At 74.5% G+C, this 24,530-nt stretch carries 24 protein-coding genes; 8 read left to right on the forward strand and 16 right to left on the reverse strand.

The window, feature by feature from the left end; genetic code table 11:
- Positions 1 to 21: 21 nt before the first annotated feature.
- The 5 genes from ACI78Q_RS09840 to ACI78Q_RS09860 form a co-directional block, all read right to left on the reverse strand.
- On the reverse strand, positions 22 to 975 hold the full coding sequence (locus tag ACI78Q_RS09840) for a DNA polymerase domain-containing protein (protein WP_456923159.1): 954 nt from the start codon (positions 973 to 975) through the stop codon (positions 22 to 24).
- A gap of 38 nt (positions 976 to 1,013) precedes the next feature.
- Positions 1,014 to 1,754, reverse strand: coding sequence for an MBL fold metallo-hydrolase (locus tag ACI78Q_RS09845; RefSeq protein WP_456923160.1), 741 nt, complete (start codon positions 1,752 to 1,754; stop codon positions 1,014 to 1,016).
- 118 nt (positions 1,755 to 1,872) lie between these two features.
- Positions 1,873 to 2,823 (reverse strand): PLP-dependent cysteine synthase family protein, encoded by a 951-nt coding sequence (locus ACI78Q_RS09850; protein WP_456923161.1) that lies wholly within the window; start codon positions 2,821 to 2,823, stop codon positions 1,873 to 1,875.
- A 52-nt stretch (positions 2,824 to 2,875) separates the two neighbouring features.
- On the reverse strand, positions 2,876 to 3,154 hold the full coding sequence (locus ACI78Q_RS09855; RefSeq protein WP_436693918.1) for a ubiquitin-like small modifier protein 1: 279 nt from the start codon (positions 3,152 to 3,154) through the stop codon (positions 2,876 to 2,878).
- Positions 3,155 to 3,314: 160 nt separating this feature from the next.
- Positions 3,315 to 3,788 (reverse strand): Mov34/MPN/PAD-1 family protein, encoded by a 474-nt coding sequence (locus ACI78Q_RS09860; RefSeq protein ID WP_456923162.1) that lies wholly within the window; start codon positions 3,786 to 3,788, stop codon positions 3,315 to 3,317.
- 86 nt (positions 3,789 to 3,874) lie between these two features.
- Here ACI78Q_RS09860 and ACI78Q_RS09865 point away from each other — a divergent pair, with 86 nt between their 5' ends.
- Positions 3,875 to 4,231 carry a hypothetical protein gene (locus ACI78Q_RS09865; RefSeq protein ID WP_456923163.1) on the forward strand — a complete coding sequence of 119 codons (357 nt, stop codon included), beginning with the start codon at positions 3,875 to 3,877 and terminating at the stop codon, positions 4,229 to 4,231.
- Here ACI78Q_RS09865 and ACI78Q_RS09870 read toward each other — a convergent pair.
- Both ACI78Q_RS09870 and clpS read right to left on the reverse strand, forming a co-directional pair.
- Positions 4,170 to 4,667, reverse strand: coding sequence for a DUF2017 family protein (locus tag ACI78Q_RS09870; protein WP_456923164.1), 498 nt, complete (start codon positions 4,665 to 4,667; stop codon positions 4,170 to 4,172). The genes ACI78Q_RS09865 and ACI78Q_RS09870 overlap by 62 nt on opposite strands.
- Positions 4,668 to 4,671: 4 nt before the next feature.
- The gene (clpS, locus tag ACI78Q_RS09875) at positions 4,672 to 4,968 is read right to left on the reverse strand and encodes an ATP-dependent Clp protease adapter ClpS (RefSeq protein WP_456923165.1); all 297 of its coding nucleotides are present in this window, start codon (positions 4,966 to 4,968) and stop codon (positions 4,672 to 4,674) included.
- Positions 4,969 to 5,034: 66 nt separating this feature from the next.
- Between clpS and ACI78Q_RS09880 the strand changes: the two genes are divergently transcribed.
- Positions 5,035 to 6,318: a nicotinate phosphoribosyltransferase gene (locus ACI78Q_RS09880; RefSeq protein ID WP_456923166.1), complete on the forward strand. Its 1,284-nt coding sequence runs from the start codon at positions 5,035 to 5,037 to the stop codon at positions 6,316 to 6,318.
- Positions 6,319 to 6,331: 13 nt separating this feature from the next.
- Positions 6,332 to 6,907, forward strand: a complete 576-nt coding sequence (locus ACI78Q_RS09885) for an isochorismatase family protein (RefSeq protein ID WP_456923167.1) — start codon at positions 6,332 to 6,334, stop codon at positions 6,905 to 6,907.
- A 104-nt stretch (positions 6,908 to 7,011) separates the two neighbouring features.
- Here ACI78Q_RS09885 and serB read toward each other — a convergent pair whose 3' ends face one another.
- The 5 genes from serB to ACI78Q_RS09910 all read right to left on the reverse strand — a co-directional run bounded on the left by serB (position 7,012) and on the right by ACI78Q_RS09910 (position 12,859).
- Positions 7,012 to 8,271 (reverse strand): phosphoserine phosphatase SerB, encoded by a 1,260-nt coding sequence (serB, locus tag ACI78Q_RS09890; RefSeq protein ID WP_456923168.1) that lies wholly within the window; start codon positions 8,269 to 8,271, stop codon positions 7,012 to 7,014.
- A 112-nt stretch (positions 8,272 to 8,383) separates the two neighbouring features.
- On the reverse strand, positions 8,384 to 10,141 hold the full coding sequence (ctaD, locus tag ACI78Q_RS09895; RefSeq protein WP_456923169.1) for an aa3-type cytochrome oxidase subunit I: 1,758 nt from the start codon (positions 10,139 to 10,141) through the stop codon (positions 8,384 to 8,386).
- Positions 10,142 to 10,266: 125 nt separating this feature from the next.
- On the reverse strand, positions 10,267 to 11,133 hold the full coding sequence (locus ACI78Q_RS09900; protein WP_456923170.1) for a putative RNA methyltransferase: 867 nt from the start codon (positions 11,131 to 11,133) through the stop codon (positions 10,267 to 10,269).
- Entirely contained in the window at positions 11,130 to 12,359 is a 1,230-nt protein-coding gene (locus ACI78Q_RS09905) for an MFS transporter (protein ID WP_456923171.1), read from the reverse strand. The genes ACI78Q_RS09900 and ACI78Q_RS09905 overlap by 4 nt, the downstream gene beginning before the upstream one ends.
- Positions 12,356 to 12,859 carry a metallophosphoesterase family protein gene (locus ACI78Q_RS09910; protein WP_456923172.1) on the reverse strand — a complete coding sequence of 168 codons (504 nt, stop codon included), beginning with the start codon at positions 12,857 to 12,859 and terminating at the stop codon, positions 12,356 to 12,358. The genes ACI78Q_RS09905 and ACI78Q_RS09910 overlap by 4 nt, the downstream gene beginning before the upstream one ends.
- An 80-nt stretch (positions 12,860 to 12,939) precedes the next feature.
- Between ACI78Q_RS09910 and ACI78Q_RS09915 the strand changes: the two genes are divergently transcribed.
- Positions 12,940 to 14,487 carry an MFS transporter gene (locus ACI78Q_RS09915; protein ID WP_456923173.1) on the forward strand — a complete coding sequence of 516 codons (1,548 nt, stop codon included), beginning with the start codon at positions 12,940 to 12,942 and terminating at the stop codon, positions 14,485 to 14,487.
- A 295-nt stretch (positions 14,488 to 14,782) separates the two neighbouring features.
- On the opposite strand, the gene ACI78Q_RS09920 is transcribed toward ACI78Q_RS09915, so the two are convergent.
- From ACI78Q_RS09920 to ACI78Q_RS09930, 3 genes are all read right to left on the reverse strand, one after another.
- Positions 14,783 to 15,763: a cytochrome c oxidase assembly protein gene (locus tag ACI78Q_RS09920; RefSeq protein ID WP_456923174.1), complete on the reverse strand. Its 981-nt coding sequence runs from the start codon at positions 15,761 to 15,763 to the stop codon at positions 14,783 to 14,785.
- Between the two features lie 81 nt (positions 15,764 to 15,844).
- Positions 15,845 to 16,768: a cation diffusion facilitator family transporter gene (locus ACI78Q_RS09925; RefSeq protein ID WP_456923175.1), complete on the reverse strand. Its 924-nt coding sequence runs from the start codon at positions 16,766 to 16,768 to the stop codon at positions 15,845 to 15,847.
- Positions 16,769 to 16,936: 168 nt separating this feature from the next.
- Positions 16,937 to 18,001 carry a M23 family metallopeptidase gene (locus ACI78Q_RS09930; RefSeq protein WP_456923176.1) on the reverse strand — a complete coding sequence of 355 codons (1,065 nt, stop codon included), beginning with the start codon at positions 17,999 to 18,001 and terminating at the stop codon, positions 16,937 to 16,939.
- 289 nt (positions 18,002 to 18,290) lie between these two features.
- Between ACI78Q_RS09930 and ACI78Q_RS09935 the strand changes: the two genes are divergently transcribed.
- The 3 genes from ACI78Q_RS09935 to ACI78Q_RS09945 all read left to right on the forward strand — a co-directional run bounded on the left by ACI78Q_RS09935 (position 18,291) and on the right by ACI78Q_RS09945 (position 21,755).
- Complete coding sequence (locus ACI78Q_RS09935) at positions 18,291 to 19,472, forward strand: alcohol dehydrogenase catalytic domain-containing protein (protein WP_456923177.1); 1,182 nt, start codon at positions 18,291 to 18,293, stop codon at positions 19,470 to 19,472.
- Between the two features lie 169 nt (positions 19,473 to 19,641).
- Positions 19,642 to 20,844: an MFS transporter gene (locus tag ACI78Q_RS09940; RefSeq protein WP_456923178.1), complete on the forward strand. Its 1,203-nt coding sequence runs from the start codon at positions 19,642 to 19,644 to the stop codon at positions 20,842 to 20,844.
- A 29-nt stretch (positions 20,845 to 20,873) separates the two neighbouring features.
- The gene (locus ACI78Q_RS09945; protein ID WP_456923179.1) at positions 20,874 to 21,755 is read left to right on the forward strand and encodes an oxidoreductase; all 882 of its coding nucleotides are present in this window, start codon (positions 20,874 to 20,876) and stop codon (positions 21,753 to 21,755) included.
- Positions 21,756 to 21,759: 4 nt separating this feature from the next.
- Here ACI78Q_RS09945 and ACI78Q_RS09950 read toward each other — a convergent pair whose 3' ends face one another.
- Positions 21,760 to 23,094 carry a D-arabinono-1,4-lactone oxidase gene (locus tag ACI78Q_RS09950; RefSeq protein WP_456923180.1) on the reverse strand — a complete coding sequence of 445 codons (1,335 nt, stop codon included), beginning with the start codon at positions 23,092 to 23,094 and terminating at the stop codon, positions 21,760 to 21,762.
- A gap of 111 nt (positions 23,095 to 23,205) precedes the next feature.
- Here ACI78Q_RS09950 and ACI78Q_RS09955 point away from each other — a divergent pair, with 111 nt between their 5' ends.
- On the forward strand, positions 23,206 to 24,432 hold the full coding sequence (locus tag ACI78Q_RS09955) for an amino acid deaminase/aldolase (protein ID WP_456923181.1): 1,227 nt from the start codon (positions 23,206 to 23,208) through the stop codon (positions 24,430 to 24,432).
- The last annotated feature ends 98 nt before the right edge of the window (positions 24,433 to 24,530 follow it).

A 24,530-nucleotide genomic window follows, 5' to 3' on the forward strand; every position in this document is an offset into this window, starting at 1 on the left:
TGTGGAGCGCTCGCCGGAGTGTCAGTCCCCCTCCTCCGCCCGGCGGGCGCGGGCCCGGCGGCGCCCCTCGTGCATCGCCTGCACGCGGGCGACCGGGATGGTGTGGCCCTCGGCGACGAGGTCGGCCGGCAGCTCCTGCGGTTCCGGCAGCAGCGCCGTCCACGGGTCGCCGTCCCCCAGCCGCTGCGCCGCCGTCCGGACGGTGACGTCGCCCGGCCGCACCGCCGGCAGGTCCTCCCACGACACCGGGGCCGACACGGGCAGCCCGGGCCGCACCCGCGGGCTGTAGGCGGCGACGATCGTCGACGCGTAGGACCGCGTGGAGTCCAGGAAGACGCGGTCGTGCCGATCGGACTTGATGTAGGCGGTGGTCGCGACGTCCGGGTCCAGTCGCTCGGCCCGCACCGCCAGCGCCCGGGTCGCGGCCGCGGCGTCGTCGGCGCGGGCGCCGCGCACCGGGACCACGACGTGCACGCCCTTGGAGCCGCTGGTCTTCACCGCCCCGGCCAGCCCGGCGTCGGCCAGCGCCTGCCGGACCAGGTGGGCCGCCCGCACCACCACGTCGAAGCCGGCACCCTCGGGCGGGTCGAGGTCCAGGACGATGCCGGTCGGCTCGTCCCCGCCGGCCGGGACGAACGGGACGTGGAACTCCACCGCCCGCTGGTTGGCCAGCCACAGCAGGGTCCGGCGGTCGTCGCAGAGCACCTGGTGCACCTCGCGGTGCGCCCCCTGGGACCAGACCGCCACCGTGCGCACCCACTCGGGCGCGCCCTTCGCCACGTTGCGCTGCATGAACGGCTGCTGGCCCGGCCGGACCCGCATCACCGACAGCGGACGCCCGGCCAGCAGCGGGACGAGCCGGTCGGCGAACGCGTCGAGGTGGTCGACGAGGTCGCCCTTCGTCACGTCCAGCCCGTCGCCCAGCGGCGCGTCCAGGCTGGTCAGCCGGACGCCGTCCCGTTCGTCGTCGACCACCGGCCCACCGTGCCCGCCGACGCACCGCCGGGCAACACCTACACGTCGTAGGTGGCGCCGGGCTGCACGAGCTCGCTGGCCGGGAACACCGCCTGCGCGTCGGCCAGCTGCACCTCCCGGTCGATCCAGGGCGGCACGTGGGTCAGCAGCAGCCGCCCGGCCTGCGCGGCCGCGGCGTGCTCACCGGCCTCCCGGCCGCTGAGGTGCAGAGCCGGCGGCAGGTCCGGGACGTCGGGGTGCGCGGCCTCGGCCAGCAGGACGTCGACACCGCTGGCCAGCCGGACGACGGCGTCGCTCGCGCCGGTGTCCCCGGTGTAGACCAGCGACCGGCCGTCGGCGTCCAGACGGATGGCGTAGCACTCGACCGGGTGCGCGGTGCGAACCAGCTCGGCGGTGAACGGCCCCAGCTCCAGCCGGCCCGCGCCGACGGGCACGAAGTCGAAGACGTCGGTCAGCCCCTCGCCGTCCATGTCGTAGGCCAGGGCCAGCCGGCGCTCGGCACCCACCGGCGCGTACATCGGCACCAGCTGCCGCGTGGAGCGCCCCGAGTAGCGGTGCCAGACCACGAACGGCGCGACGTCCAGGCAGTGGTCGGCGTGCAGGTGCGACAGGAACACCGCGTCGACGGTGGCCGGGTCGGCCAGCCCCTGCAGCACGCCGAAGGACCCGTTGCCGAGGTCGAGGAGCAGCCGGAAGCCGTCGTGCTCGACGAGGTAGCAGGACGCGGGCGACTGCGGCCCGGGGCCGCTGCCGGAGCAGCCGACGATCGTGAGCCTCACGCGGCGTCCCGCGGGCGGTCGACTGTCCCAGGCACGCAGGTCAGGCTAGCGGGGAACGCCGGGAGACGGCGCTCACGCCCCGAGCAGGACCCGGCTCAGGCCCACAGCGGGAGCCGGCTCAGGCCCACAGCTGCCCCTCCAGCGCGGAGGTGGCCTCCTCCAGCGTGCCGGCGTAGGCGCCGGTGGACAGGTACTTCCAGCCGCCGTCGCAGACGATGAAGACGATGTCGGCCTTGCGTCCGGCCGCCACCTCCTTGTCCGCGATGCCGAGCGCGGCGTGCAGGATCGCGCCGGTCGAGATGCCGGCGAAGATGCCCTCCTGCTCGACCAGCTCGCGGGTGCGCCGGACGGCGTCCTGCGGGCCGACGGAGAACCGGGAGTCCAGCAGCGAGGCGTCGTAGAGCTCCGGCACGAAGCCCTCGTCGATGTTGCGCAGCCCGTAGACCAACTCGCCGTACCGGGGCTCGGCGGCGATCACCCGCACCTCGGGCTTCTTCTCGCGCAGGTAGCGGGAGACGCCCATGAGCGTGCCGGTGGTGCCCAGGCCGGCGACGAAGTGGGTGATCGAGGGCAGGTCGGCCAGGATCTCGGGGCCGGTGCCGGTGTAGTGCGCCTCGGCGTTGGCCGGGTTGCCGTACTGGTACAGCATCACCCAGTCGTCGTGCTCGGCCGCGAGCCCCTTGGCGACGGCGACCGCCTGGTTGGAGCCGCCGGCCGCCGGGGAGCTGATGATCTGCGCGCCGTACATCTCCAGCAGCTGACGCCGCTCGATCGAGGTGTTCTCCGGCATCACGCAGATCAGCCGGTAACCCCGCTGGCGGGCGACCATCGCCAGCGAGATCCCGGTGTTGCCGCTGGTCGGCTCGAGGATGGTGTCGCCCGGCTTGAGCTTCCCCTCCTTCTCGGCCGCCTCGATCATCGAGATCGCCGCGCGGTCCTTGATGGAGCCGGTGGGGTTGTGGTCCTCCAGCTTGGCCCACAGCCGGACGTCAGGGGTCGGCGACAGGTTCGGCAGCCCCACCAGCGGGGTGTTGCCGAGCGAGTCGACGAGGGAGGCGAAGCGGGCCATGGGGGGTGCTCTTCCGGGGGAGACGGGTGCGGGGCGGGAGCTGAGCGGGCGCTCAGCAGCCGCCGGCGACCGCCGGGAGGATCGTGACGGAGTCGCCGTCCTTGACCTGGGTGTCGAGCGCACCGGTGAAGCGGACGTCCTCGTCGTTGACGTAGACGTTGACGAAGCGGTGCAGCTTGCCCTCCTCGGTGACGAGGCGGTTCTTCAGGCCGGGGTGCTTGGCGTCGAGGTCGTCGACGAGCGCGCCCAGGGTGTCACCGGTGCCCTCGACGGTCTTGTTGCCGCCGGTGTGGGTGCGCAGGATGGTCGGGATCCGGACCTCGATGGCCATGGCGTGCTGTTCTCCTCTGGAGCGGGGGGTGGCGGGCCCGCCGGCCTGCGGCGGGTCGTGCGTCTGGACGGGGAACGCCCGTGCGCCGCGGGGCATTCCGGCGGGCGGCCCCGTCGGCCCTCCTGCAGGGTCCCGAAGCGGGGGCAGGAGGGTCCCTGTCTCAGTCGTAGACGACGGTGGTCGGCGAGTGGCCGAACAGGTAGGACTCGACGACCTCGACGTCCTCCTCGCTCACCTCGCCGTCGACGATGCGGAAGCTGCGGAACTCGACGTCGTCACCGGCCAGGCCGGTCTGCGCACCGTGGTGCCGCGTCGAGACCAGCACGTAGTGCGCGTTGGGCTCGGACGCGTAGCTGATGTCGGTACGCGACGGGTACGCCTCGGTGGCGGTGTGCGAGTGGTAGATGACCACCGGCTCCTCGTCCCGGTCGTCCATCTCCCGGTACAGCTTCAGCAGGTCAGCGGAGTCAAACTCGTAGAACGTGGGCGACCGCGCGGCGTTGAGCATCGGGATGAAGCGCTCGGGGCGGTCGCTGCCCTCGGGGCCGGCGACGACACCACAGGCCTCGTCCGGGTGGTCTTCCCGGGCGTGGGCCACGATGGCGTCGTAGGTCGCGCGGTCGATGCGCAGCACAGGTCCAGTCTAGAAGGCCGTCGTCCCCCCACCGCTCGCGGGCTCGGGGCGGTGCCCGGACGGGGCCGCCAGTACCGTGCCGGACCGTGGTCCTCGGAGTGCTGCTGGTCGTCGGTGTCCTGGTCGTCGCGGCACCGGCCCTGGTCCTCGGGATCGGCGGCCTGCGCCGCCGCAGCGGGCACTACAGCAGCGACGTCGGGGCCGACCGGGCCTCGCTGGTGCTGCTGGTCTCGATCCGGCTGCTCACCCTGCTGCTGATGGGCGCCCTGTCGCTGGTCGTCCTCGTCTCCACGGTCGGGGCGATGCTCCGCGACGTGGAGCTGCACGGCATGGTCTACGTCTTCTTCGTCCTCGACCTGCTCCTGGCCGTGCTGGTCCTGCTCACGTTCGGCCGGCGCGACCGGCGACGAGCGCGTCGACGAGCGAACCCTGCAGGCCGGTGAGCCAGTAGTAGACGGCCAGCTGCTGGCCCTCCTCGGACGAGAGGTCCTCCGGGGGCTCGCTGTCGGCCTCGATCCCGAGCCGGGTCCCCATCGCCAGGCGCAGGTCGTTGGTGGTGCGCAGCCAGGCCTGCGCCTGCTCGGGGTCCAGCCGGACGGCGCCGCCGTCTGGGGGCAGCGTGGCCCGCACCGTGGCGAGGTCGTCGCTCTTGCCCGACGCCAGGCCCTCGCGGGTCAGCTCCCGGTACTCGTCGGCCAGCGCCCGGTCTCCCCGGTGCCCGTCGGGGAACAGTCGCAGCAGGACGGGGTCGGAGCCCACGTCGGCCGCGTCGGCGTCCAGCAGCTGCTCCAGCTGGTCGAGCAGCAGCCCGACGATGCTGACCTCGGCCTCGTTGAGCCGGGCGACGCACTCGTCGCCACGGCGGCGGAAGGGCTTCACCTGCTCACGTGTCCCGCTGGAAGCTGGCCCACAGCCCGTAGGCGTGCAGCCGGTTGGTGTCGTGCTCCATCCGCTCGCGGGGCCCGGAGCTCACGATCGCCTTGCCCTCGTGGTGCACCTCGAGCATGAGCGCGGTCGCCGTCGCCTCGTCGTAGCCGAACAACTCCTGGAACACGTAGGTGACGTAGGTCATCAGGTTCACCGGGTCGTCCCAGACGATCGTCACCCAGGGTCGGTCGAGATCGGCGTGCTCCTCGACCGTGGTCTCCGGCGTCCGTGTCGGCGCTAGTGGTCCGCCCACTCCCCCACCTTAGGACGCCGCCGCTCGACGGGTCGCCCCCGCCGCAGCCGCCTACGCTCCGGAGCCATGTCGACGGGTCCAGCCCTGCTCACCGACCGGTACGAACTCACGATGGTCGCCGCCGCCCTCGCCGACGGGACCGCCCACCGCGACTGCGTCTTCGAGGTGTTCGCCCGCCGGCTGCCGCACGGCCGCCGGTACGGCGTCGTCGCCGGCACGGCCCGGCTGCTGGAGGAGCTCCCCCGGTTCCGCTTCTCCGACGAGGACCTCGCCACCCTGCGAGACCAGGGGCTCACCGACGCGCGACTGCTCGACTGGCTGGCCGACTTCGCCTTCAGCGGGGACGTCGACGGCTACGCCGAGGGCGAGTTCTTCTTCCCCGGCTCGCCCGTGCTGACCGTGCGCGCCCCGTTCGCCGAGGGGGTGCTGCTGGAGACGCTGATCCTGTCGGTCCTCAACCACGACAGCGCGATCGCCTCCGCCGCGGCCCGCATGGTCGCCGCGGCGTGCGAGCGGCCGTGCATCGAGATGGGCTCGCGGCGCACCCACGAGGAGGCCGCCGTCGCCGCGGCCCGCGCCGCGCACCTGGTCGGCTTCGCGTCGACGTCCAACCTCGAGGCCGGCCGGCGCTACGGCGTCCCCACCACGGGGACCAGCGCGCACGCCTTCACGCTCCTGCACGACGACGAGGCCTCTGCCTTCCGCGCCCAGATCGCCACCCTCGGGGTCGGCACGACCCTGCTGGTCGACACCTACGACGTCGACCAGGGCATCCGGACGGCGGTCGAGGTGGCCGGCCCCGAGCTGGGCGCCATCCGGCTGGACTCCGGTGACCTGCCCACGCTGGCGACGCACGCCCGCGAGCTGCTGGACTCCCTCGGCGCGACCCGCACCCGGATCATCGTGACCAGCGACCTCGACGAGTTCGCCATCTCCGGGCTCATGGCGGCACCGGTGGACGGCTACGGCGTCGGGACGTCGCTGGTGACCGGGTCGGGGGCACCGACGGCCGGCATGGTCTACAAGCTGGTGGAGCGCGACGGCGTCCCGGTGGCGAAGCGGTCCGAGGGGAAGAACTCCGTGGGCGGCCGCAAGCACGCCGTCCGCCGGCACGACACCGACGGGACGGCGACCGCCGAGGTCATCTGCAGCGGCCCGATCCCGCCGGAGGACGGCGACCGGCAGCTGGTCGTGGAACTCGTGCGCGGTGGCCGGGTGTGCGACCCCCTGTCGCCCCGCGAGGCCCTCGCCGCGGCCCGCGCCCACCACGCGCGCGTGAAGGAGGCCCTGCCGCAGGAGGCGTGGGCGCTGTCGCGCGGCGACTGCGCGATCGAGACGGTCACGGCCTGAGGAGGGAACGGCGATGACCCGAGCACTGGTGGTGGTCGACGTGCAGAACGACTTCTGCGAGGGCGGCAGCCTCGCCGTGGCCGGCGGGGAGGCGGTGGCCGGTGCCATCACCGAGCACGTGCGCCGGCACGCGGGGGACTACGCCCACGTCGTGGCGACCCGCGACCACCACATCGACCCCGGCCACCACTTCGCCGCGGCGCCCGACTTCGTCCAGACCTGGCCGCGGCACTGCGTCGTCGGCACCGACGGCGTGGAGCTGCACCCCCGACTGGACCGCGAGCCGATCGAGGCGGTGTTCGACAAGGGCGAGTACGCCGCCGCCTACTCCGGCTTCGAGGGCGCCGCCGACGGCGTGCGCCTGGCGGACTGGCTGCGCGCGCACGAGGTGGACGACGTGGACGTCGTCGGCATCGCGACCGACCACTGCGTGCGCGCCACCGCCCTGGACGCCGTCCGTTCGGGGTTCGCCACCCGGGTGCTGCTGCCGCTCACCGCGGGCGTGACCGCGGAGACCACCGCGGCCGCCCTCGACCAGCTGCGCGCCGCCGGCGTCGAGCTGGAGGGGACCGTCCACCGGGCCGGCTGAGCGGGGGAACGGACGCCCGGTCGCAGGGACACGAGCAGCGGCTCCACGGCGCCGGGGACGGCACCTGGCCGCGGTGTCGTCCGGAGGACGACGGTGTCACCGCGTCACGGCACCGCGTCGAGGACCTCGTCCCTGGTGAAGCCGAGCACCTGCAGGACGGCGTCCAGGTAGGGCTGGTTGAGGGCGGTGTGCGCCTGCTCGCGCACGTACGGCTTCGCGTTGAACGCGATGCCCAGCCCGGCCGCGTTGAGCATGTCGAGGTCGTTGGCGCCGTCCCCCACCGCCACGGTCTGGTCCAGCGGGATGCCGTACTCGTCGGCGAAGCGGGCCAGCGCGCGGGCCTTGCCGGCGCGGTCGACGATCTCCCCCACCAGCCCCCCGGTGAGCCGCCCGTCGGCCACCTCGAGGGTGTTGGCCGCGGCGAAGTCCAGCCCGAGCTCGGCGGCCAGCGGGTCGGTGATCTGGGTGAAGCCGCCGCTGACGATGCCGCACCGGAAGCCCAGCCGCTTCAGGGTGCGGATCAGGGTGCGCGCCCCCGGGGTCAGCACGAGGTGCTCGCGCACCTCGTCGAGCACGCTCACCGGCAGCCCGGCCAGGGCACCGACACGGGCCCGCAGCGACTCGGCGAACTCCAGCTCGCCGTTCATGGCGGCGGCGGTGATGCGGGCGACCTCGGAGGCGCGCCCGGCGCGGGCGGCGAGCTCGTCGATGACCTCGCCGCGGACGAGCGTGGAGTCGACGTCCAGCACGATCAGCCGCTTGCTGCGGCGGGCCAGGCCCACCTGCTCCACGGCGATGTCGGCACCGGTGGCGGCGGCGACGGAGGCGAGGGCGGTCCGCAGCTCGGTGGACTCCGCGCCCGACACGGTGAGCTCGAAGCTGGTGACCGGGTAGTCCGACAGCCGGCGGATGGCGTCGATGTTGCCGCCGATGCCGGCGATCGCCGAGGCGGCACCGGCCACCGCGGCGGGCGGGACGGGGCGGCCGAGGACGATCACGTGGTGCGCCCGGCCGGCCGGGCGGCCCTGCTCGTCGATGGCGTCGACCTGCACCTGCATGCCCGTCGCGTCCGCGACCTCCGCGGCCAGCCGCCGCAGCCGGGCCTGGAACGCCGTCTCGTCCACGGCACCGCCGCCGTCGAGCGCGACGGCCGTGACCTCCACGCCGAGCACCAGCTGCCCGTGGACGACGACCTGCTCGACGTCGGCCACCTCGATCGCCCGCCGGCCGTCCGCGGCCTCGGCGAGGGCGGTGAACAGCCGCGCCGTGACACCCGGGTGGTCGACCCCGGTGACGGTCAGCAGCGCCCGAGGGGGCGCTCCGGAGGGGTCCGACGGCGTCCGGTGGATGGGGTCGTGCAGCACGGCGCCATCGTGCCCCACCGGCTCGCGGCGACCGTGGCCCGCCCCGGACGCGGCGACGCCCCGCCGGCCGGTGGCCGACGGGGCGTCGCGGGCGTCCCTGCAGGGACGGGGTTCAGCTGGGGTCGGGGTCGTTCGGCCCCTGCCGCCGGCCCTCGGTGAGACCGAGGTTGCTGACTCCGGCGTACGGCTCGTGCCGCTTGCCGGCGTGCGCCTCGGCCTGCAGACGGTCGAGCAGGTGCGGGTAGTGCGCCTCGAACGCCGGCCGCTCCGAGCGGATCTTCGGGATCTCCACGAAGTTGTGCCGCGGCGGCGGCGAGGACGTCGCCCACTCCAGCGAGTTGCCGTGGCCCCAGGGGTCGTCGCGGACGGCGAGCCGGCCGAACCGCCACGACTTGAAGACGTTGTACAGGAACGGGATCGTCGAGGCGCCGAGCACGAACGAGAAGATCGTGGAGATCGTGTTCAGCGTGGTGAACCCGTCGGTGGGCAGGTAGTTGACGTACCGGCGCGGCATGCCCTCGTTGCCCAGCCAGTGCTGGACCAGGAACGTGCCGTGGAAGCCGATGAACGTCAGCCAGAACTGCAGCTTGCCCAGCCGCTCGTCGAGCATCCGGCCGCACATCTTGGGGAACCAGAAGTAGATGCCGGCGTACGCGGCGAACACGACGGTGCCGAAGACCACGTAGTGGAAGTGCGCGACGACGAAGTACGAGTCGGAGACGTGCCAGTCCAGCGGCGGGCTGGCCAGCAGGACGCCGGTCAGGCCGCCGAGGAGGAACGTGACCATGAAGCCGATGGAGAACAGCATCGGCGTCTCGAAGGTCAGCTGGCCGCGCCACATGGTGCCGATCCAGTTGAAGAACTTGATGCCGGTCGGCACGGCGATCAGGTAGGTCAGGAACGCGAAGAACGGCAGCAGCACCGCACCGGTCGCGTACATGTGGTGCGCCCACACCGTCAGCGACAGGCCACCGATGGCCAGGGTCGCGAAGACCATGCCCTTGTAGCCGAACAGCGGCTTGCGGCTGAACACCGGGATGATCTCGGTGATGATGCCGAAGAACGGCAGCGCGATGATGTAGACCTCGGGGTGCCCGAAGAACCAGAACAGGTGCTGCCACAGCAGCGCCCCGCCGTTCTCCTCGGAGTAGACCAGCGCGCCCAGGTTCCGGTCGGCCAGCAGCGCCAGCAGCGCGGCGGTGAGGATCGGGAAGGCCAGCAGGATCAGCACGCTGGTGACGAGCGCGTTCCAGGTGAAGATCGGCATCCGGAACAGGGTCATGCCGGGCGCCCGCAGGCAGACGATCGTGGCGGTGAAGTTGACGCCACCGAGGATCGTGCCCAGACCGCTGACGGCCAGGCCGGTGATCCACAGGTTGCCGCCGGCGCCGGGGCTGTTCGTGACGTCCGACAGCGGGGTGTAGGCGGTCCACCCGAAGTCGGCCGCACCACCCGGGGTGAGGAAGCCCGACAGCGCGACGATCGACCCGAGCAGGAACAGCCAGTAGGAGAAGGCGTTCAGCCGCGGGAAGGCGACGTCGGGGGCGCCGATCTGCAGCGGCATGATCAGGTTGCCGAAGGCGAAGAACAGCGGCGTCGCGAACATCAGCAGCATCACCGTGCCGTGCATGGTGAACAGCTGGTTGTACTGCTCCGGGGAGAGGAACTGCAGGCCCGGCTGGGCCAGCTCTCCACGGATGAGCATGGCCATCAGCCCACCCAGCAGGAACCATGCGAACGAGGTGGCCAGGTACATGAGGCCGATGGTCTTGTGGTCGGTGGTCCGCAGCAGATTCGAGAGCCGCGAACCCTTCTCGACCTCGTGAGCCGGGCTCGGCCGGCTCACGATCGGCGCCGGTGCGATCGTCACGGCCGCGAGCTTAGACGGTGACCCACCGGCGTCTCCTCCCGACGGTGGAGGCGCGCCGCACACCACCGGTGAGTGCACTGTGTCCCAGCGCACACCCGTGGCCCGGCGGCACCGCGGCGGGCCCGTCAGCCGGCCCGCTCCCAGCTCGTCACGTCGACCGACACCGTCACCGGAGACCGCTCCGGGAGCCGGGCGACGGCGGCGGCCAGCGCCCCGGGCGCGAGGTGGCGCGCGTGCGGACCCATGCCGACGAGCGTCGTGACGGCGGCCCGGTCCAGCTCCAGCCGCTCCCGGTGGTCCGCGGCCGCGACCGGCCGCAGGTGCGGCTCGAGCGTCGCGGCGAGCCGCCGGCCCTTCTCCGGGTCGACCCGCAGCAGCCCCAGCGGCCCGACCAGCTCCGTCAGGTGGTCGGCGGCGGGGGTGACGACCACCAGCCGGCCGCCGGGCCGCAGCGCCCGCGCGATCTCCGGCCCGTTGCGGGGGGCGAAGACGACGAGCACCCGGTCGACGGCGGCGTCCCGGACGGGGAGCCGCGCCCAGGCGTCGGCGACGACGGCGACCGCCCGCGGGGAGGCACCCGCCGCCCGCCGGGCCGCGTACCGGGAGGAGTCGAGGACCACGCCGACCGCGTCCGGCAGGCGGTCGAGGACGCCGGCCAGGTGCTGCCCGGTGCCCCCGCCCAGGTCGAGCAGGGTCGTCGGGGGCCCGTCGTCCCCGGTGGCGACGGCGTCGGCCAGGGCGCCGGTGATGCCGGCGTAGTGCCCGGCGGCCAGGAAGGCGACCCGGTCGGCGACCATCGCCGCCGAGTCGCCGGACGGCGGCACGTGCCCGGGCGGCAGCAGCGTGACGTGCCCCTGCCGGGCGCGGTCGAAGGAGTGGCCCGCGGGGCAGCGCAGGCCGGCGTCGCCGGGCAGGGGCGTCAGGGACCCGCCGCACACCGGGCAGGCCAGCAGGTCGACCGCGCGCGAGGGCCAGGGACGGCGGGCGCTCACGGCGTCGGCACCGCGGCACCGGGCCGGGGCGCCGCCGGGCGCGCCTCGGCCACCCGGCCGGGCACGACGCCGACCGCCAGGGCCGCGGCGACGGCGCCGGCGGCGAAGGCCGCCGGGTACCCGGCGCCGCCCTCGACGAGCAGCGCGGCCAGCGGCACGGTCGCCGCCGCCGACAGGTTCTGGGCGGTGTTGTGGGCCCCCAGCGCGCGACCGGCCCAGGCGGCCCCGGCGTGCTCGGCCACCGAGGTGAAGGCCACCCCGTTGGGGCTCACGGTGACGACCGCGGCGAGGACGACGGCGGCCGCGGCGGCGGCCGGGCCCAGCGCCGAGGGGGTCAGCGCGGCGGCGACGGCCAGCGCGGCGACGACGGCGGCGACCGCGAGCGCGATGAGCCGCAGCGGACCCAGCCGGCTGCCCACCCGGTCCGACCAGACGCCGGCGCCCAGCCGCGCGGCCGCGCCGCCCGCCTGGGTGACCGCCAGCAGCGTGCCGGCCGCAGCCGCGGTCCACGCGGCGTCGCGGACGAGGAAGTCGAAGGCGAACGCCCCCACCACGAACTGCGGGACCACCAGCAGCGTGCTGGCCGCGTGCACCCGCCACAGCACCGGGGACCGGTAGGGCGAGGCCGGCCGCGGCGCCCCGGCCACCACCGGCGGCCGGGCCGGGTCCCGCACGAGCGCGCCGATCAGGACGGCGGTGACCGCGCAGCCCGCGGCGAGAGCGGCGAACGCCCGCCCGGTGCCACCCTCGGCCAGCCGCGGCAGCAGCAGGGCCGCGAGGCCCACCCCGAGCGGCTGCCCCGCCTGCCGGATGCCCATGGCCAGCCCCCGCTGCCGCGCGGGGAACCAGCCGAGCACCAGACGCCCGCTGGCCGCGTGCACCGAGGCACTGCCGGCACCGGCGAGCAGCAGCCACAGACCCACCGCGACCGGCGTCCCCCCCAGCGCCGCCCCGGTGAGGGCGACCGCGGCGACGGTCAGGCCCGCGGTCAGCACCACCCGCTCGCCGTACCGGTCGGCGGCGGCCCCCCAGGCCAGGAGGCTGAGGACCAGGCCCACCGCGGGCGCGCTGACCAGCAGCCCGATGGCGGTCAGGCTCAGGCCCTCCTCGCGCAGGGCGACGGTGAGGAAGGGCAGGCCGTTCTGGGCGGCGCAGGCGGCGACCAGCCCGGCGAGGCCCACCCCGAGGTGGCGCCAGCGCGCCCTCGACGCGTCGTCCTCCGTCACCTCGGGACCGGGTGGAACGTCACGTCGCGCAGCGCGCCGTCGGCGGCCACCGCGGTGACGAAGGTGCCGTGCGGCTGCCGGCGCCGGTCGGTCGGCGACCCGGGGTTGAGCAGCCGCATCCCGGTGTCGGTGGTGGTGTCCCAGGGGATGTGGCTGTGCCCGAAGACGAGCAGGTCGGTGTCGGGGAACCGGGCGGCGCACCGGGCCTCGCGGCCCTTCCGGTCGCCGGTCTCGTGGACGACGGCCAGCCGGATCCCCTCGACCTCGGCGCGGGCCACCTCCGGCAGCCGCTCGCGCAGGGCCCCGTGGTCGTTGTTGCCGTACACCGCGACCAGCCGCCGGCACCGCTCCTCGAGCCGGTCCAGCAGTGCGACGTCCACCCAGTCCCCCGCGTGCACGACGACGTCGGCCTCGTCGATCGCCGCCCACAGGGAATGAGGTAGGTCACGCGCACGCTTGGGGACGTGCGTGTCCGAGGTGAACACCAGGGAGAGCGGCACGCGGACATGGTCCCAGGCGGTTACCTTGCGGAGCGCCCGACGACCGGGTTCTCCCCGTACGACCTCCTGAGGACCTCTCCATGACTGACCCCACGTCCACGCGCGCCTCCGGCGCCGGCCACGTCGGCGAGGAGCCGTACCCGAGGCGGTGGCTGGCCCTGGGGGTCATCGCACTGACCGTCCTCCTGGTCATCCTCGACGCCACCATCGTCAACATCGCCCTGCCGGCCGTCTCGGCCGACCTGCAGATCAGCGCCGCCAGCCAGCAGTGGATCGTCACCGCATACACGCTGACCTTCGGCGGCTTCCTCCTGCTCGGCGGCCGGATCGCCGACTTCTGGGGCCGCAAGCGCACCTATCTCGTCGGCGCGGCCGGCTTCGCCGTCGCCTCGGCGCTGGGCGGGATCGCGCAGAACGAGGCGATGCTCTTCGCCGCCCGCGCGCTGCAGGGGGCCTTCGGCGCGCTGCTGGCGCCCGCCTCGCTGGCCCTGCTGACCGTGCTCTTCACCGACGCCAAGGAGCGGGCGAAGGCCTTCGCCGTCTACGGCGCGATCGCCGGCGGCGGCTCGGCCGTGGGCCTGCTGCTCGGCGGCGTGCTCACCGAGTACGCCGACTGGCGCTGGTGCTTCTGGGTGAACCTGCCGGTGGCCGTCGTCGCCATCGTGGCGGCCATCCCGATCGTCCCGGAGAGCCGGGCGCCGGGTGACACCAGCTACGACATCCCCGGCGCGGTCCTGGTGACCGCGGGCATCGCGTCGTTCGTCTACGGGTTCACCCAGGTCGCCGAGAAGTCGCAGGAGAACGCGGCCGCCGGCAACCCCGACAGCGGCTGGACCGACCCGGCCGCGCTGGCGTTCATCGTCGTCGGCGTGCTGCTGGTCGCGGCGTTCGTCGTCCTGGAGCTGCGGACCCGCAACCCGTTGCTGCCGATGCGCATCGTCCTCGACCGCAACCGGGGCGGGGCGTACCTGACCTCGACGCTGGTGGGTGCCGGCCTGATCGGCGCCTTCTTCTTCCTGAGCCTCTACTTCCAGCAGGTGCTCCAGTACAAGCCGGTGCACGCCGGCATCGCCTCGCTGCCGGTGACCCTCGGCGTGCTGCTCTCCGCCGGTGCGGCCAGCGCGCTGGTGGTCAAGGTCGGCCCGAAGCCGCTGATGGTGCTCGGTGGGCTGCTGGCGGCCTCGGGGCTGTTCGTCCTGTCGTTCCTGGACGTCGACAGCGGGTTCTGGTCGCTGGCCTTCCCCGGCCAGCTGCTGCTCGGCCTGGGTCTGGGCTTCACCTTCGTGCCGCTGTCCAACCTGGCCCTGGTCGGGGCCGGTGCGCACGACGCCGGCGCGGCCAGCGCGGTGCTCAACGCCACCCAGCAGGTGGGCGCCTCCATCGGCACCGCGCTGCTGGCGACGCTGTCGGTCGGCGCGATCACCAACCACCTGACCGACGTCGCCACCTCCGGCGGCAACCCGCAGGACCCGGCCGTGGCGCTGCAGGCGCAGGTGGAGGGCTACACGACCGCCTTCACCTGGGCGGCGGCGCTGCTGGTCCTCGGCGCGGTGGTGTCCGCGGTGCTGATCAAGGCCACCAAGGACGACCTGCCCACCGACAGCGACGCCGTCGTCCACGTCGGCTGAGCCTCGTTCCCACCCGCCGCGGCCCCTCCCCGGATCCGTCCGGAGAGGGGCCGCGGTGCGTCGTGCCGGGGTCCGGGCCGCGACTCCGGGGGAGGTGCGCCTCCCCCGGCGCCACGGGCGACACCTTCCCCGGAGTCGCGGGAGGAGGCGAGAGCCCGGCCCACGGGGCGGGACGACATCCACTCGGAGTGGACCGGTCGCGGAGGCCCGGAGGGCCTCCCGACCTGGACACGGGTGGGCTCACCGCACGTCGGGGACGGCACCTGGCCACGGCGTCGTCCGGAGGACGACGGGATCAGCGCGGCGTCCCGGAGGACGGCGGTGTCGCCGCCGCCATCGCGCGGAGGCGGGCGTTGTAGGCCTCGAGCTCGGCGTCCTCGGTGCGGACGGCGGCGCGGTCGAGGCGCTTGGCGCGTCGCTCCTCGGACCCCATCCACGAGAACAGCACGATCGCCATGACGAAGACGGTGGGCAGCTCACCGAAGGACCAGGCGATGCTGCCGGCGGCCTTCTGGTCGGCGAGCGTGTCGATGCCCCAGCCGGCCGGCGGGTCGGCGAACGTCGTCACGACCAGGGCGCTGGACATCATCACGGCCACGCCGAAGAAGGCGTGCAGCGGCATCGGGATGAGCAGCTCGAGCATGCGGCCGCCGTGGCCGGTGGTCCGGGGCCAGGGGTCCTGACCCAGGATCGGGCCGAAGAACAGCAGCCCGGTCACCGTGAAGTGGGCGAGCATGAACTGGTGGCCGAACGGATCGGCCATGAGCGCGTCGAAGACCGGCGTGAAGTAGACGCCGTAGAGGCTGGCCAGGAACAGCGGCAACGTGAACGCCGGGTGCGACAGGAAGCGCGCCACCCGGCTGTGCAGGACGTCGAGCAGCAGGGCCCGCGGGACGCCGGCCACCCCCTTGCCACGGGGCAGCGTGCGCAGCGCGAGGGTGACCGGGGCGCCGATCAGCAGCAGGATCGGCGACACCATCGACAGCACCATGTGCTGGGCCATGTGGATGCTGAACAGCACCATGCTGTAGCCGTTGAGCCAGGTGCCGGTCACGGCGAACAGCGAGAGGCAGCCGGCGAGCCAGGCCGCCGTCCGCCACCACGGCCAGGCGACTCCGGAGCGCCGCAGGACGACCAGCGCCACCAGGTAACCGACCATCCCGAGCAGGCTCAGCACCGCCAGCAGCGACCAGCCGTCCAGGTGCGGCAGGAACATCCGCCCCCAGGTCGGTGGCTCGCTGGGCACCCACATGCCCGAGTGCTGACCGTGCTCCACCGCTGCGCCTCCTGCGTCCCGACTGCTCCCCCACTGTCCCACCTGGCGACGTGCGGGAACGGCCACCCTCCAGGCAGGCCTTCAGTCGTGGACGGGCGCCTCGTGCCCCGCGTGGGAGGCCGCCTCCAGCTGGAAGGTGCAGTGCTCGACGTCGAAGTGGTCGCCGAGGCAGCCGCACAGGGCGTCGAGCACCCGCCCGCCGTGCCCGGCCTCGAGGGCCTCGTCGGTGACGACGACGTGGGCGGAGAGCACCGGCAGGCCGGAGGTGATCGTCCAGGCGTGCAGGTCGTGGACGCCGAGCACGCCGTCCACCGCGAGGATGTGCGCCCGCACCGAGTCCAGGTCCACCCCGCGCGGTGCGGCCTCGAGCAGGACGTCGCCGGCCTCGCGCAGCAGCGACCAGGCCCGGGGCAGGACGAGCAGGCCGATCCCGATCGAGGCGACGGTGTCGGCCGGCGTCCAGCCGGTGGTGGCGATGACGACGGCGGCGGCGATGACCGCCACCGAGCCCAGCGCGTCGGCGAGGACCTCCAGGTACGCCCCGCGGACGTTGAGCGACTCGCTCCGGCCCCGGTGCAGCAGGACGAGCCCGCCGAGGTTGACCGTCAGGCCCACCGCGGCGACGACGAGCATCACGCCGGAGCCGATGTCCGGCGGGTCACCGAACCGGCGCACCGCCTCGACGAGGACGTAGACGGCGACCCCGACCAGCAGCAGCCCGTTGGCGACCGCGGCGAGGATCTCCACGCGCTGCCAGCCGAAGGTCCGGCGGCCGCGCGGCGGGCGCTGGGCGAGCGTGACCGCGCCCAGCGCGAAGCCGATGCCGAGGGCGTCGGTGGCCATGTGCCCGGCGTCGGCGAGCAGGGCCAGCGAGCCCGAGACCAGCGCGCCGACGACCTCGGCGGCCATGACGGCGACGGTCAGGACGAGGACGACGGCCAGCCGGCGCCGGTGCGCCGCCGAGGCGGTCGCCGGCCCGTGGGAGTGGCCGTGGTCGTGCCCCATCAGCTGCCCACCTCCGTCCCGCGCCGCACACCGCGAGTGTGCCGCAACCGACGACGCCCTCCGCCCGGACCGGCCGGGAGGAGGGCGTCCATCGGGGTGACGTGCTGGAACGGCCCCCTTGCAGGGCCCCGCCGCGAGCGTGCGAGCGGTGGGGGCAAGGGGGTCCTCCTAGATCTGGACGCCGCGCTCCCGCAGCCACGGCAGCGGGTCGACCTTCTCGCCGTCGAGGCCACCGATCGCCACCTCGAAGTGCAGGTGCGGCCCGGTGGACTGGCCGCGGTTGCCGAGCAGCGCGATCGTGTCGCCCGCGCGCACGACCTGGCCGGCGGACACCAGGATCTCCTCCATGTGCCCGTAGACGGTGACGTCGCCGTTCTCGTGCTGGATGTAGACGACGTTGCCGTAGCCGCTGGCCGGGCCCGCCTCGAGCACGACGCCGTCCATCGCGGCGTACTCGGGGGTGCGCATGGGGGCGGCGAGGTCGATGCCGGCGTGCATCCGACCCCAGCGGGAGCCGAAAGTGCTGCTCAGCCGGGCTCCGGCGACGGGCAGCACGGCCTTGGGCCGGGCGGCCTCCGCCGCGGCCTCGGCGGCCAGCCGGTCGGCCTCGGCCTGCACCTGTGCCGCGGCGGCCTGCTCGGCCTCCCGGGCGGTGCGGCTGGCGGCCATCTCCTCCAGCCGCGCGGCGGCGTCGTCCGGCATGACGGGGGCGGCGGCCTGCTCGTCCAGGCCGAGCTCCTCGGCGACGCTGACCGAGGAGCTCACCGGCTCGGCCTGCGCCACCGGGTCCCCCGGGGAGAACAGACCCAGTCCCGCGGCGCCCACGAGGGCGGCGGCCAGGTACGCGGCCGGCCGGCGGGACGGCGCGGGCAGCGCCGGACGGCGGCGCCGGCCGCGACGGCGTCCCGGCGGGACGGCGCCCCCGGCCTCCGGGCCGGGTACCGGGATCGCGTGGAGGGCGTCGATGCCGGCGCGAGCGGTGGCCTCGGCGAGCCCGCTGAGGCCGGCGAGGTCGGTGACCTCGGCCAGCTCGTGCGGCGCCTCTGATCCGCCGGCCTCGGACTGCTGCGCGTCCCCCACGCGCGGCGTCGGGATGGGCTGCGCCGTCGGCTCCCCCGCCGGTTCCTGCTGCCGTCGCGAGGACGGGACCGCGGCCGGGTCGAGGGGGTCGCGCACACCCGGGACGGGTGCCGACCCCTCGGCGAGGAGGCGGTCGTCGTGGAGCTGAGTCATGCACCTGGCTTCCGTGGGGGACAGGACGGCGTGCGGTGCCCGGGGGAGCGGACGTGGTCCATGTAAACATGCCGTTATCAATTCGTGATGTGGACACCCCCCTCGTGACCTGCGGTTTTGTGAGTAGGAACACAGGAATGCACCATTGCCCTTCAGCTGCGCGTGCAACATTCACTCCACAGAGTGACCGGCGCGCCGACGGCGGCTCGATACACGAGCGATGCGCCTCACGGCAGGGCAGGAGGGCTCCGTCGGAGCCCTCCGACGCGGACCCGAGGAGCACATCGACATGCGCGCAGTGACCTGGCACGGCCGGGCGGACGTCCGGGTGGACACCGTCCCCGACCCCACGATCCAGGAGCCGACCGACGTCGTCATCGAGGTGACCTCGAGCGGCATCTGCGGCTCCGACCTGCACCTCATCGAGGTGATGGCGCCCTTCATGTCGGTGGGCGACGTCATGGGCCACGAGCCGATGGGCGTCGTCCGTGAGGTGGGGTCGCAGGTGACCGCCGTCAAGCCCGGGGACCGGGTCGTCGTCCCCTTCAACATCTCCTGCGGCACCTGCTGGATGTGCTCGCAGGGGCTGCAGTCCCAGTGCGAGACGACGCAGAACCGCGACCAGGGCTTCGGCGCCTCCCTGTTCGGCTACACGAAGCTCTACGGCCAGGTCCCGGGCGGCCAGGCCGAGTACCTGCGGGTGCCGTTCGGCAACACGCTGCCGATCAAGGTCCCGACGGGGCTGCCCGACGACCGCTTCGTCTACCTCTCCGACGTGCTGCCCACCGCCTGGCAGGCGGTCCAGTACGCGGCGGTCCCGCCCGGCGGCACCCTGCTCGTCCTCGGGCTGGGCCCGATCGGTGACATGTGCACCCGCATCGCCCACCACCTGGGCATCGAGAAGGTCTACGCCTCCGACGTCGTCCCCGAGCGGCTCCAGCGGGCGACGGCCCGCGGCACGAACGTCATCCGGTCGACCAGGAAGGACGACGTCGTGCAGGCCATCCAGGACGCGACCGACGGCCGCGGCGCCGACGCGGTCATCGACGCCGTCGGCATGGAGGCGCACGGCTCGCCGCTGGCCTCGCTCGCCCAGAAGGCGACCGCCGTCGTCCCCGACGCCATCATGGAGCGGGTCATGCAGGTGGCCGGCGTGGACCGCCTCGCCGCCCTGAACACCGCCATCGACGCCGTCCGCCGCGGCGGCACGATCTCGCTGTCCGGCGTCTACGGCGGCGCGACCGACCCGCTGCCCCTGATGCGGATGTTCGACAAGCAGATCCAGCTGCGCATGGGCCAGGCCAACGTGTGGCGCTGGGTGCCCGACATCCTGCCGATCCTCACCGAGGGCGACCCGCTGGGCGTCGACGACTTCGCGACCCACCACGTGCCGCTGGAGGAGGCACCGGAGGCCTACGCGAACTTCCGGGAGAAGAAGGAGGGCGCCGTCAAGGTGCTCCTCAGGCCCTGACCCGGGGTTCGGTCCCGGACGCCGGGTGTGAGGAGACCCACCCGACGTTCGGGGCATGCCGTCGCGGGGCACTGACCTGCCCTGAGAGAGGGTCGGGCAACGACCCCCGGCAGGACGACGCAGTCCGAGCCACACCCGTACTCGCCGTCGTCCTCCTGGAGTCCCCCTCGTGCCCCGCGGTCTGCTCGCCCTCGCCATCGGTGCCTTCGGCATCGGCACCACCGAGTTCGTCGTCATGGGGATGCTGCCCCAGATCGCCGGCGGTCTCGGGGTGTCGGTGTCCGCGGTGGGGATGCTCATCTCGGCCTACGCGATCGGCGTGGTGGTCGGCGCGCCGACGCTGACCGCGCTCGGCGTGCGCTTCTCCCCCCGCCAGACCCTCGTCGGCCTCATGGTGGTGTTCGTCGTCGGCAACGCCCTGTCGGCGCTGGCCCCGACCTACGAGACGCTGGCCGCCGCCCGCGTGCTCACCGCGCTGTCGCACGGCGCGTTCTTCGGCGTCGGGGCCGTCGCCGCCCGCCGGCTCGTCTCCCCCGACCGCGCCACCCAGGCGATCTCCCTGATGATCACCGGGCTGACCCTGGCCAACGTCATCGGCGTCCCGCTCGGCACCTTCGTGGCCCAGCAGACCAGCTGGCGGCTGGTGCTCGGTGCGATCGCGGTCATCGGCGTGGGCACCATCGCCTCCCTGCTGGCGTGGATGCCCCACGACGTCGGCGAGCCCAGCGACCTGCGCTCGGAGCTGCGCGCGTTCCGCCGCGGGCAGGTGTGGCTCGTGCTCGGCCTGACCATGGTCGGCTTCGCCGCGCTGTTCGCCGTCTACAGCTACGTCAGCCCGATCCTCACCGAGCTCGGCGGCATCCCGGAGGCGTGGGTGACCCCGGTTCTGGCGCTGTTCGGCATCGGCACGACCGTGGGCACCCTGCTGGGTGGCCGCTTCGGCGACCGCCACGGCTTCTCCTTCGTCGCCGTCGGGCTGCTGGCGACCACCGTCGTGCTGGTCGCCTTCGCCTTCCTCGCCCGCACGCCGGTGGCGGCGGTCGTGCTCCTTGTCCTGTTCGGGACGGTGTCCTTCGCGCTGGGCCCGGTGGTGCAGAACGGCGTCATCGAGGCCGCGCAGGTGCGCGGGGGCAGCCTGGTCTCGGCGGCCAACCAGGGCGCGTTCAACGTGGCCAACGCGGTCGGCGCCGCCCTCGGCGCCCTCGTGCTCTCGGCCGGCTTCGGCTACACCGCGCCGATGTGGGTGGGTGCCGTCCTCGCCCTGACCGGCTCCGGCATCGCCGTCCTCGCCCAGTCGGTCACCCGGCGGGACGACGCCTCCGTCCCCGACGCCCCGCGGCCGGTCGCCGAGATGGTCGGCAGCACCGCCTGACCCGCCCCCGGATGGGGTAGGGGCCGGGGATGACGACGTTCACCGCACAGCGGTCCGGACGGTCCACCCTCGGTGACCGGCCGGTGCACCGCATCGGCTACGGCGCGATGCAGCTCGCCGGCCCGCACGTGATGGGGCCGCCGGCCGACCGGGACGCCGCGGTCGCCGTCCTCCGCCGCGCGGTCGAGCTCGGCGTGGACCACGTCGACACCAGCGACTACTACGGGCCGCACGTCACCAACGAGGTCATCCGCGAGGCGCTGCACCCCTACCCCGAGGACCTGGTCATCGTCACCAAGGTCGGTGCCCGGAGGACACCGGACGGCGGGTGGCCCGAAGCGCTCTCCCCCGCCGAGCTGCGGTCGGCCGTGGAGGACAACTGTCGCAACCTCGGCGTCGAGGCCCTCGACGTGGTGAACCTGCGGATGCCCGGGCTGCACGGGCCGGTCGAGCGGTCGCTGGCCGAGCCGTTCGAGGCGCTGGCCGCCCTGCAGCAGGAGGGGCTGGTGCGGCACCTCGGGGTCAGCCACGTGTCGACGCAGCAGCTGGCCGAGGCGCAGGCGATCGCGCCGGTGGCCTGCGTGCAGAACCACTACAACCTGGTGCACCGGGGCGACGACCCGATGATCGACGCGCTCGCCCGCGAGGGCATCCCCTACGTGCCGTACTTCCCGCTCGGCGGCTTCACCCCACTGCAGTCGGCGGCGCTGGAGACGGTGGCCCGCCGGCTGGAGGCCTCCCCCATGCAGGTGGCGCTGGCCTGGCTGCTGGCCCGCAGCCCGAACGTGCTGCTGATCCCCGGCACCTCGTCGATGGCGCACCTGGAGGAGAACCTCGCCGCGGCCGCGCTGGTGCTCGGCCCGCGGGAGCTGGAGGAGCTCGACGCGATCGGCGGTACGCCGACGGCGTGAGGCGTCAGCGGCCGGGCGCCGGGCCGAGCACGCGGTCGAGGTGGGCGTTGGCCAGCACCCCGCCGGGGTCCAGCCGGTCGCGGACGGCGAGGAACTCGTCGAACCGCGGATAGCGCTCCCGCAGCACGTCAGCGTCCAGCCCGTGCAGCTTGCCCCAGTGCGGGCGGCCTCCCACCTCGCCCGCGACCGCCTCGACCGCGGCGAACCACGGGCCGGGGTCGGTGCCGGCGGGCACGTGCGCGGCGATGTATGCGGTGTCGCGGCCGGACGCCGTCGACAGCGGGACGTCGTCGGCGGCGGCCAGCCGGACCTCGACGGGGAAGGCGGTGCGCCAGTCGCCGGCCTCGTGCACGCGGCGCAGCTCGGCGAGCACCGCCGGCGCGTCGCCGCGCGGGACGGCGTACTCCATCTCGAGGAACCGCACCCGCCGGCGGCTGACGAACACCCGGTGCGAGTGGTCGGTCCAGCTGCGCGCGCCCAGGGCACGGGCCGAGACGCGGGCCAGCGGCGGCACGAGCGCCGGCACCCGCCGCCCCGCTGCGACCACACCGGCGAACGCGGCGTTGGCCAGCACCTCGTCGTCCCACACCGCCCGCCACCGCGGCAGCGGGTCGAGCCCCTCGGCCAGCGGCACCCGGGTGTTGCACTTGACCAGCGTCGCGTCGGTGTGCGGGAACCAGTAGAACTCGACGTGGTCGGTGCAGCTCATCAGCTCCTCGAAGCGCTCCAGCGCGGCGCTGAGCCGGCCCGGCCCCTCGACGGCGTGCAGCGCGAACGCCGGCTCGGCCTGCAGGGTCACCGAGGTGACCACGCCCAGGGCGCCCAGGCCCACGCGGGCGGCGCTGAAGACGTCGGGCCGGGTGGCCGCGTCGCAGCGGAGCACCTCCCCGGCCGGGGTGACCAGCTCGAGCGCCCGGACCTGCGTGGCCAGCCCGCCGAAGCGGGCGCCGGTGCCGTGCGTGCCGGTCGCCAGGGCACCGGCGACGGTCTGGCGGTCGATGTCGCCGAGGTTGGTCAGCGCCCAGCCGGTCCGGGCCAGCTCGGCGTTGAGGCGGTAGAGCGGCGTCCCGGCCCCGACGGTGACCAGGCCGTCGGCGCCGACCGCGACACCGCACAGCTCGTCGAGGACCACCTGCACGGCCTCGGGGCGCGCGATGGCGGAGAACGAGTGGCTGCTGCCCACCGGCCGCACGCGGCGCCCGGCCCCGGCGGCCGCGGTGAGGACGGCGGCGACCTCCTCCACCGAGGCCGGGTGCACGACCGCGACCTCGGCCCGCTCGTTGCCCGACCAGTTGCGCCAGCGCGTGGTGCTCCCGGGCAACGCCGTCCGTACCGCCACCCGGCCGTCCTCCTCCCGCTCGCTCCCAGGGACTCTGCACGGCGCGGAGTCCGCAGGTCAACGGCCTGATCGGGGGTTGACCCTCCGCTGTCGGACGGCCACCCTCGCCGCGTGACCGCGGCACCGCAGCTGTCCGCCGAGGCGGCCCGGGCGCGACTGGACGGCGCGACCGCCGACCTCGACCCGCCGCTGGCCGTCGTCGACCTCGACGCCCTCGACGCCAACGCCGCCGACCTCGTGGCCCGCGCCGGGGGCCGGCCGGTCCGGGTGGCGAGCAAGTCGGTGCGCTGCCGGCCGGTGCTGCGCCGGGTGCTGGCCCGGCCGGGCTTCGCCGGCGTGCTCGCCTACTCGCTGTCCGAGGCGCTCTGGCTGACCGGCGGTGACGACCCCGTGACCGCCGACGCCGTCGTCGGGTACCCGTCGGTGGACCGCGGCGCGCTGCGCCGGCTGCTGGCCGACGAGGCCGCGGCGGCCCGGGTGACGCTCATGGTGGACTCCCCCGAGCACCTCGACGTCGTCGACGCGGTCGCGCCGCCGGGCCGGCGTCCGCCGGTGCGGATCTGCCTGGACGTCGACGCGTCGTTGCGCACCGCCGGGGGCCGGGTGCACCTGGGCGTGCGCCGCTCCCCCGTGCACGACCCGGCCGACGCCGCCGCCCTGGCCCGCGCCGTCGCCGCCCGTCCGGGGTTCACGCTGGTCGGGCTGATGGCCTACGAGGCGCAGATCGCCGGGGTGCCCGACGCGCCGCCGGGCCGGTGGGCGCGCGGCCTGGCCGTGCGGGGCATGCAGGCGGTGTCGGCCCGCGAGCTGGCCGGCCGGCGGGCCGCGGTGGTGGCCGCGGTCGGCGCGGTGAGCCCGCTGGAGTTCGTCAACGGAGGCGGCACCGGCAGCCTCGAGCGCACCGCGGCCGACCCGTCGGTGACCGAGCTGGCGGCCGGCTCCGGGCTCTTCTGCCCGACGCTGTTCGACGGGTACCGCGCCTTCTCCGCCCGCCCGGCCGCGCTCTTCGCCCTGCCGGTCACCCGCGTCCCCGCGCCGGGCACGGTCACCGTCGCCGGTGGTGGCTGGTCGGCCTCCGGCCCACCGGGCGGCGACCGGCAGCCGCGGCCGACCCACCCTCCGCGCCTGCGGCTGCTGGGCGCGGAGGGAGCCGGTGAGGTGCAGACCCCGCTGCGCGGTCCGGACGCCGCGCGGCTGCGGGTCGGCGACCGGGTCTGGTTCCGGCACGCCAAGGCCGGGGAGCTGTGCGAGCACGTCGACGTCCTGCACACGCTGGAGGGCGACGTCCGCACCGGCGCCGTCCCCACCTACCGCGGCGAGGGCCGGGCGTTCGGCTGAGCCGCCGCTGCGCCGAGTGGGCAGTTGCGGTCGCCGACACGGGCGGACACGCCGCGTCCGGCGACCACGACTGCTCAGTCGGCGTCGTCCCCGGCCAG

The organism is Geodermatophilus sp. SYSU D00705 (genome assembly GCF_054050135.1).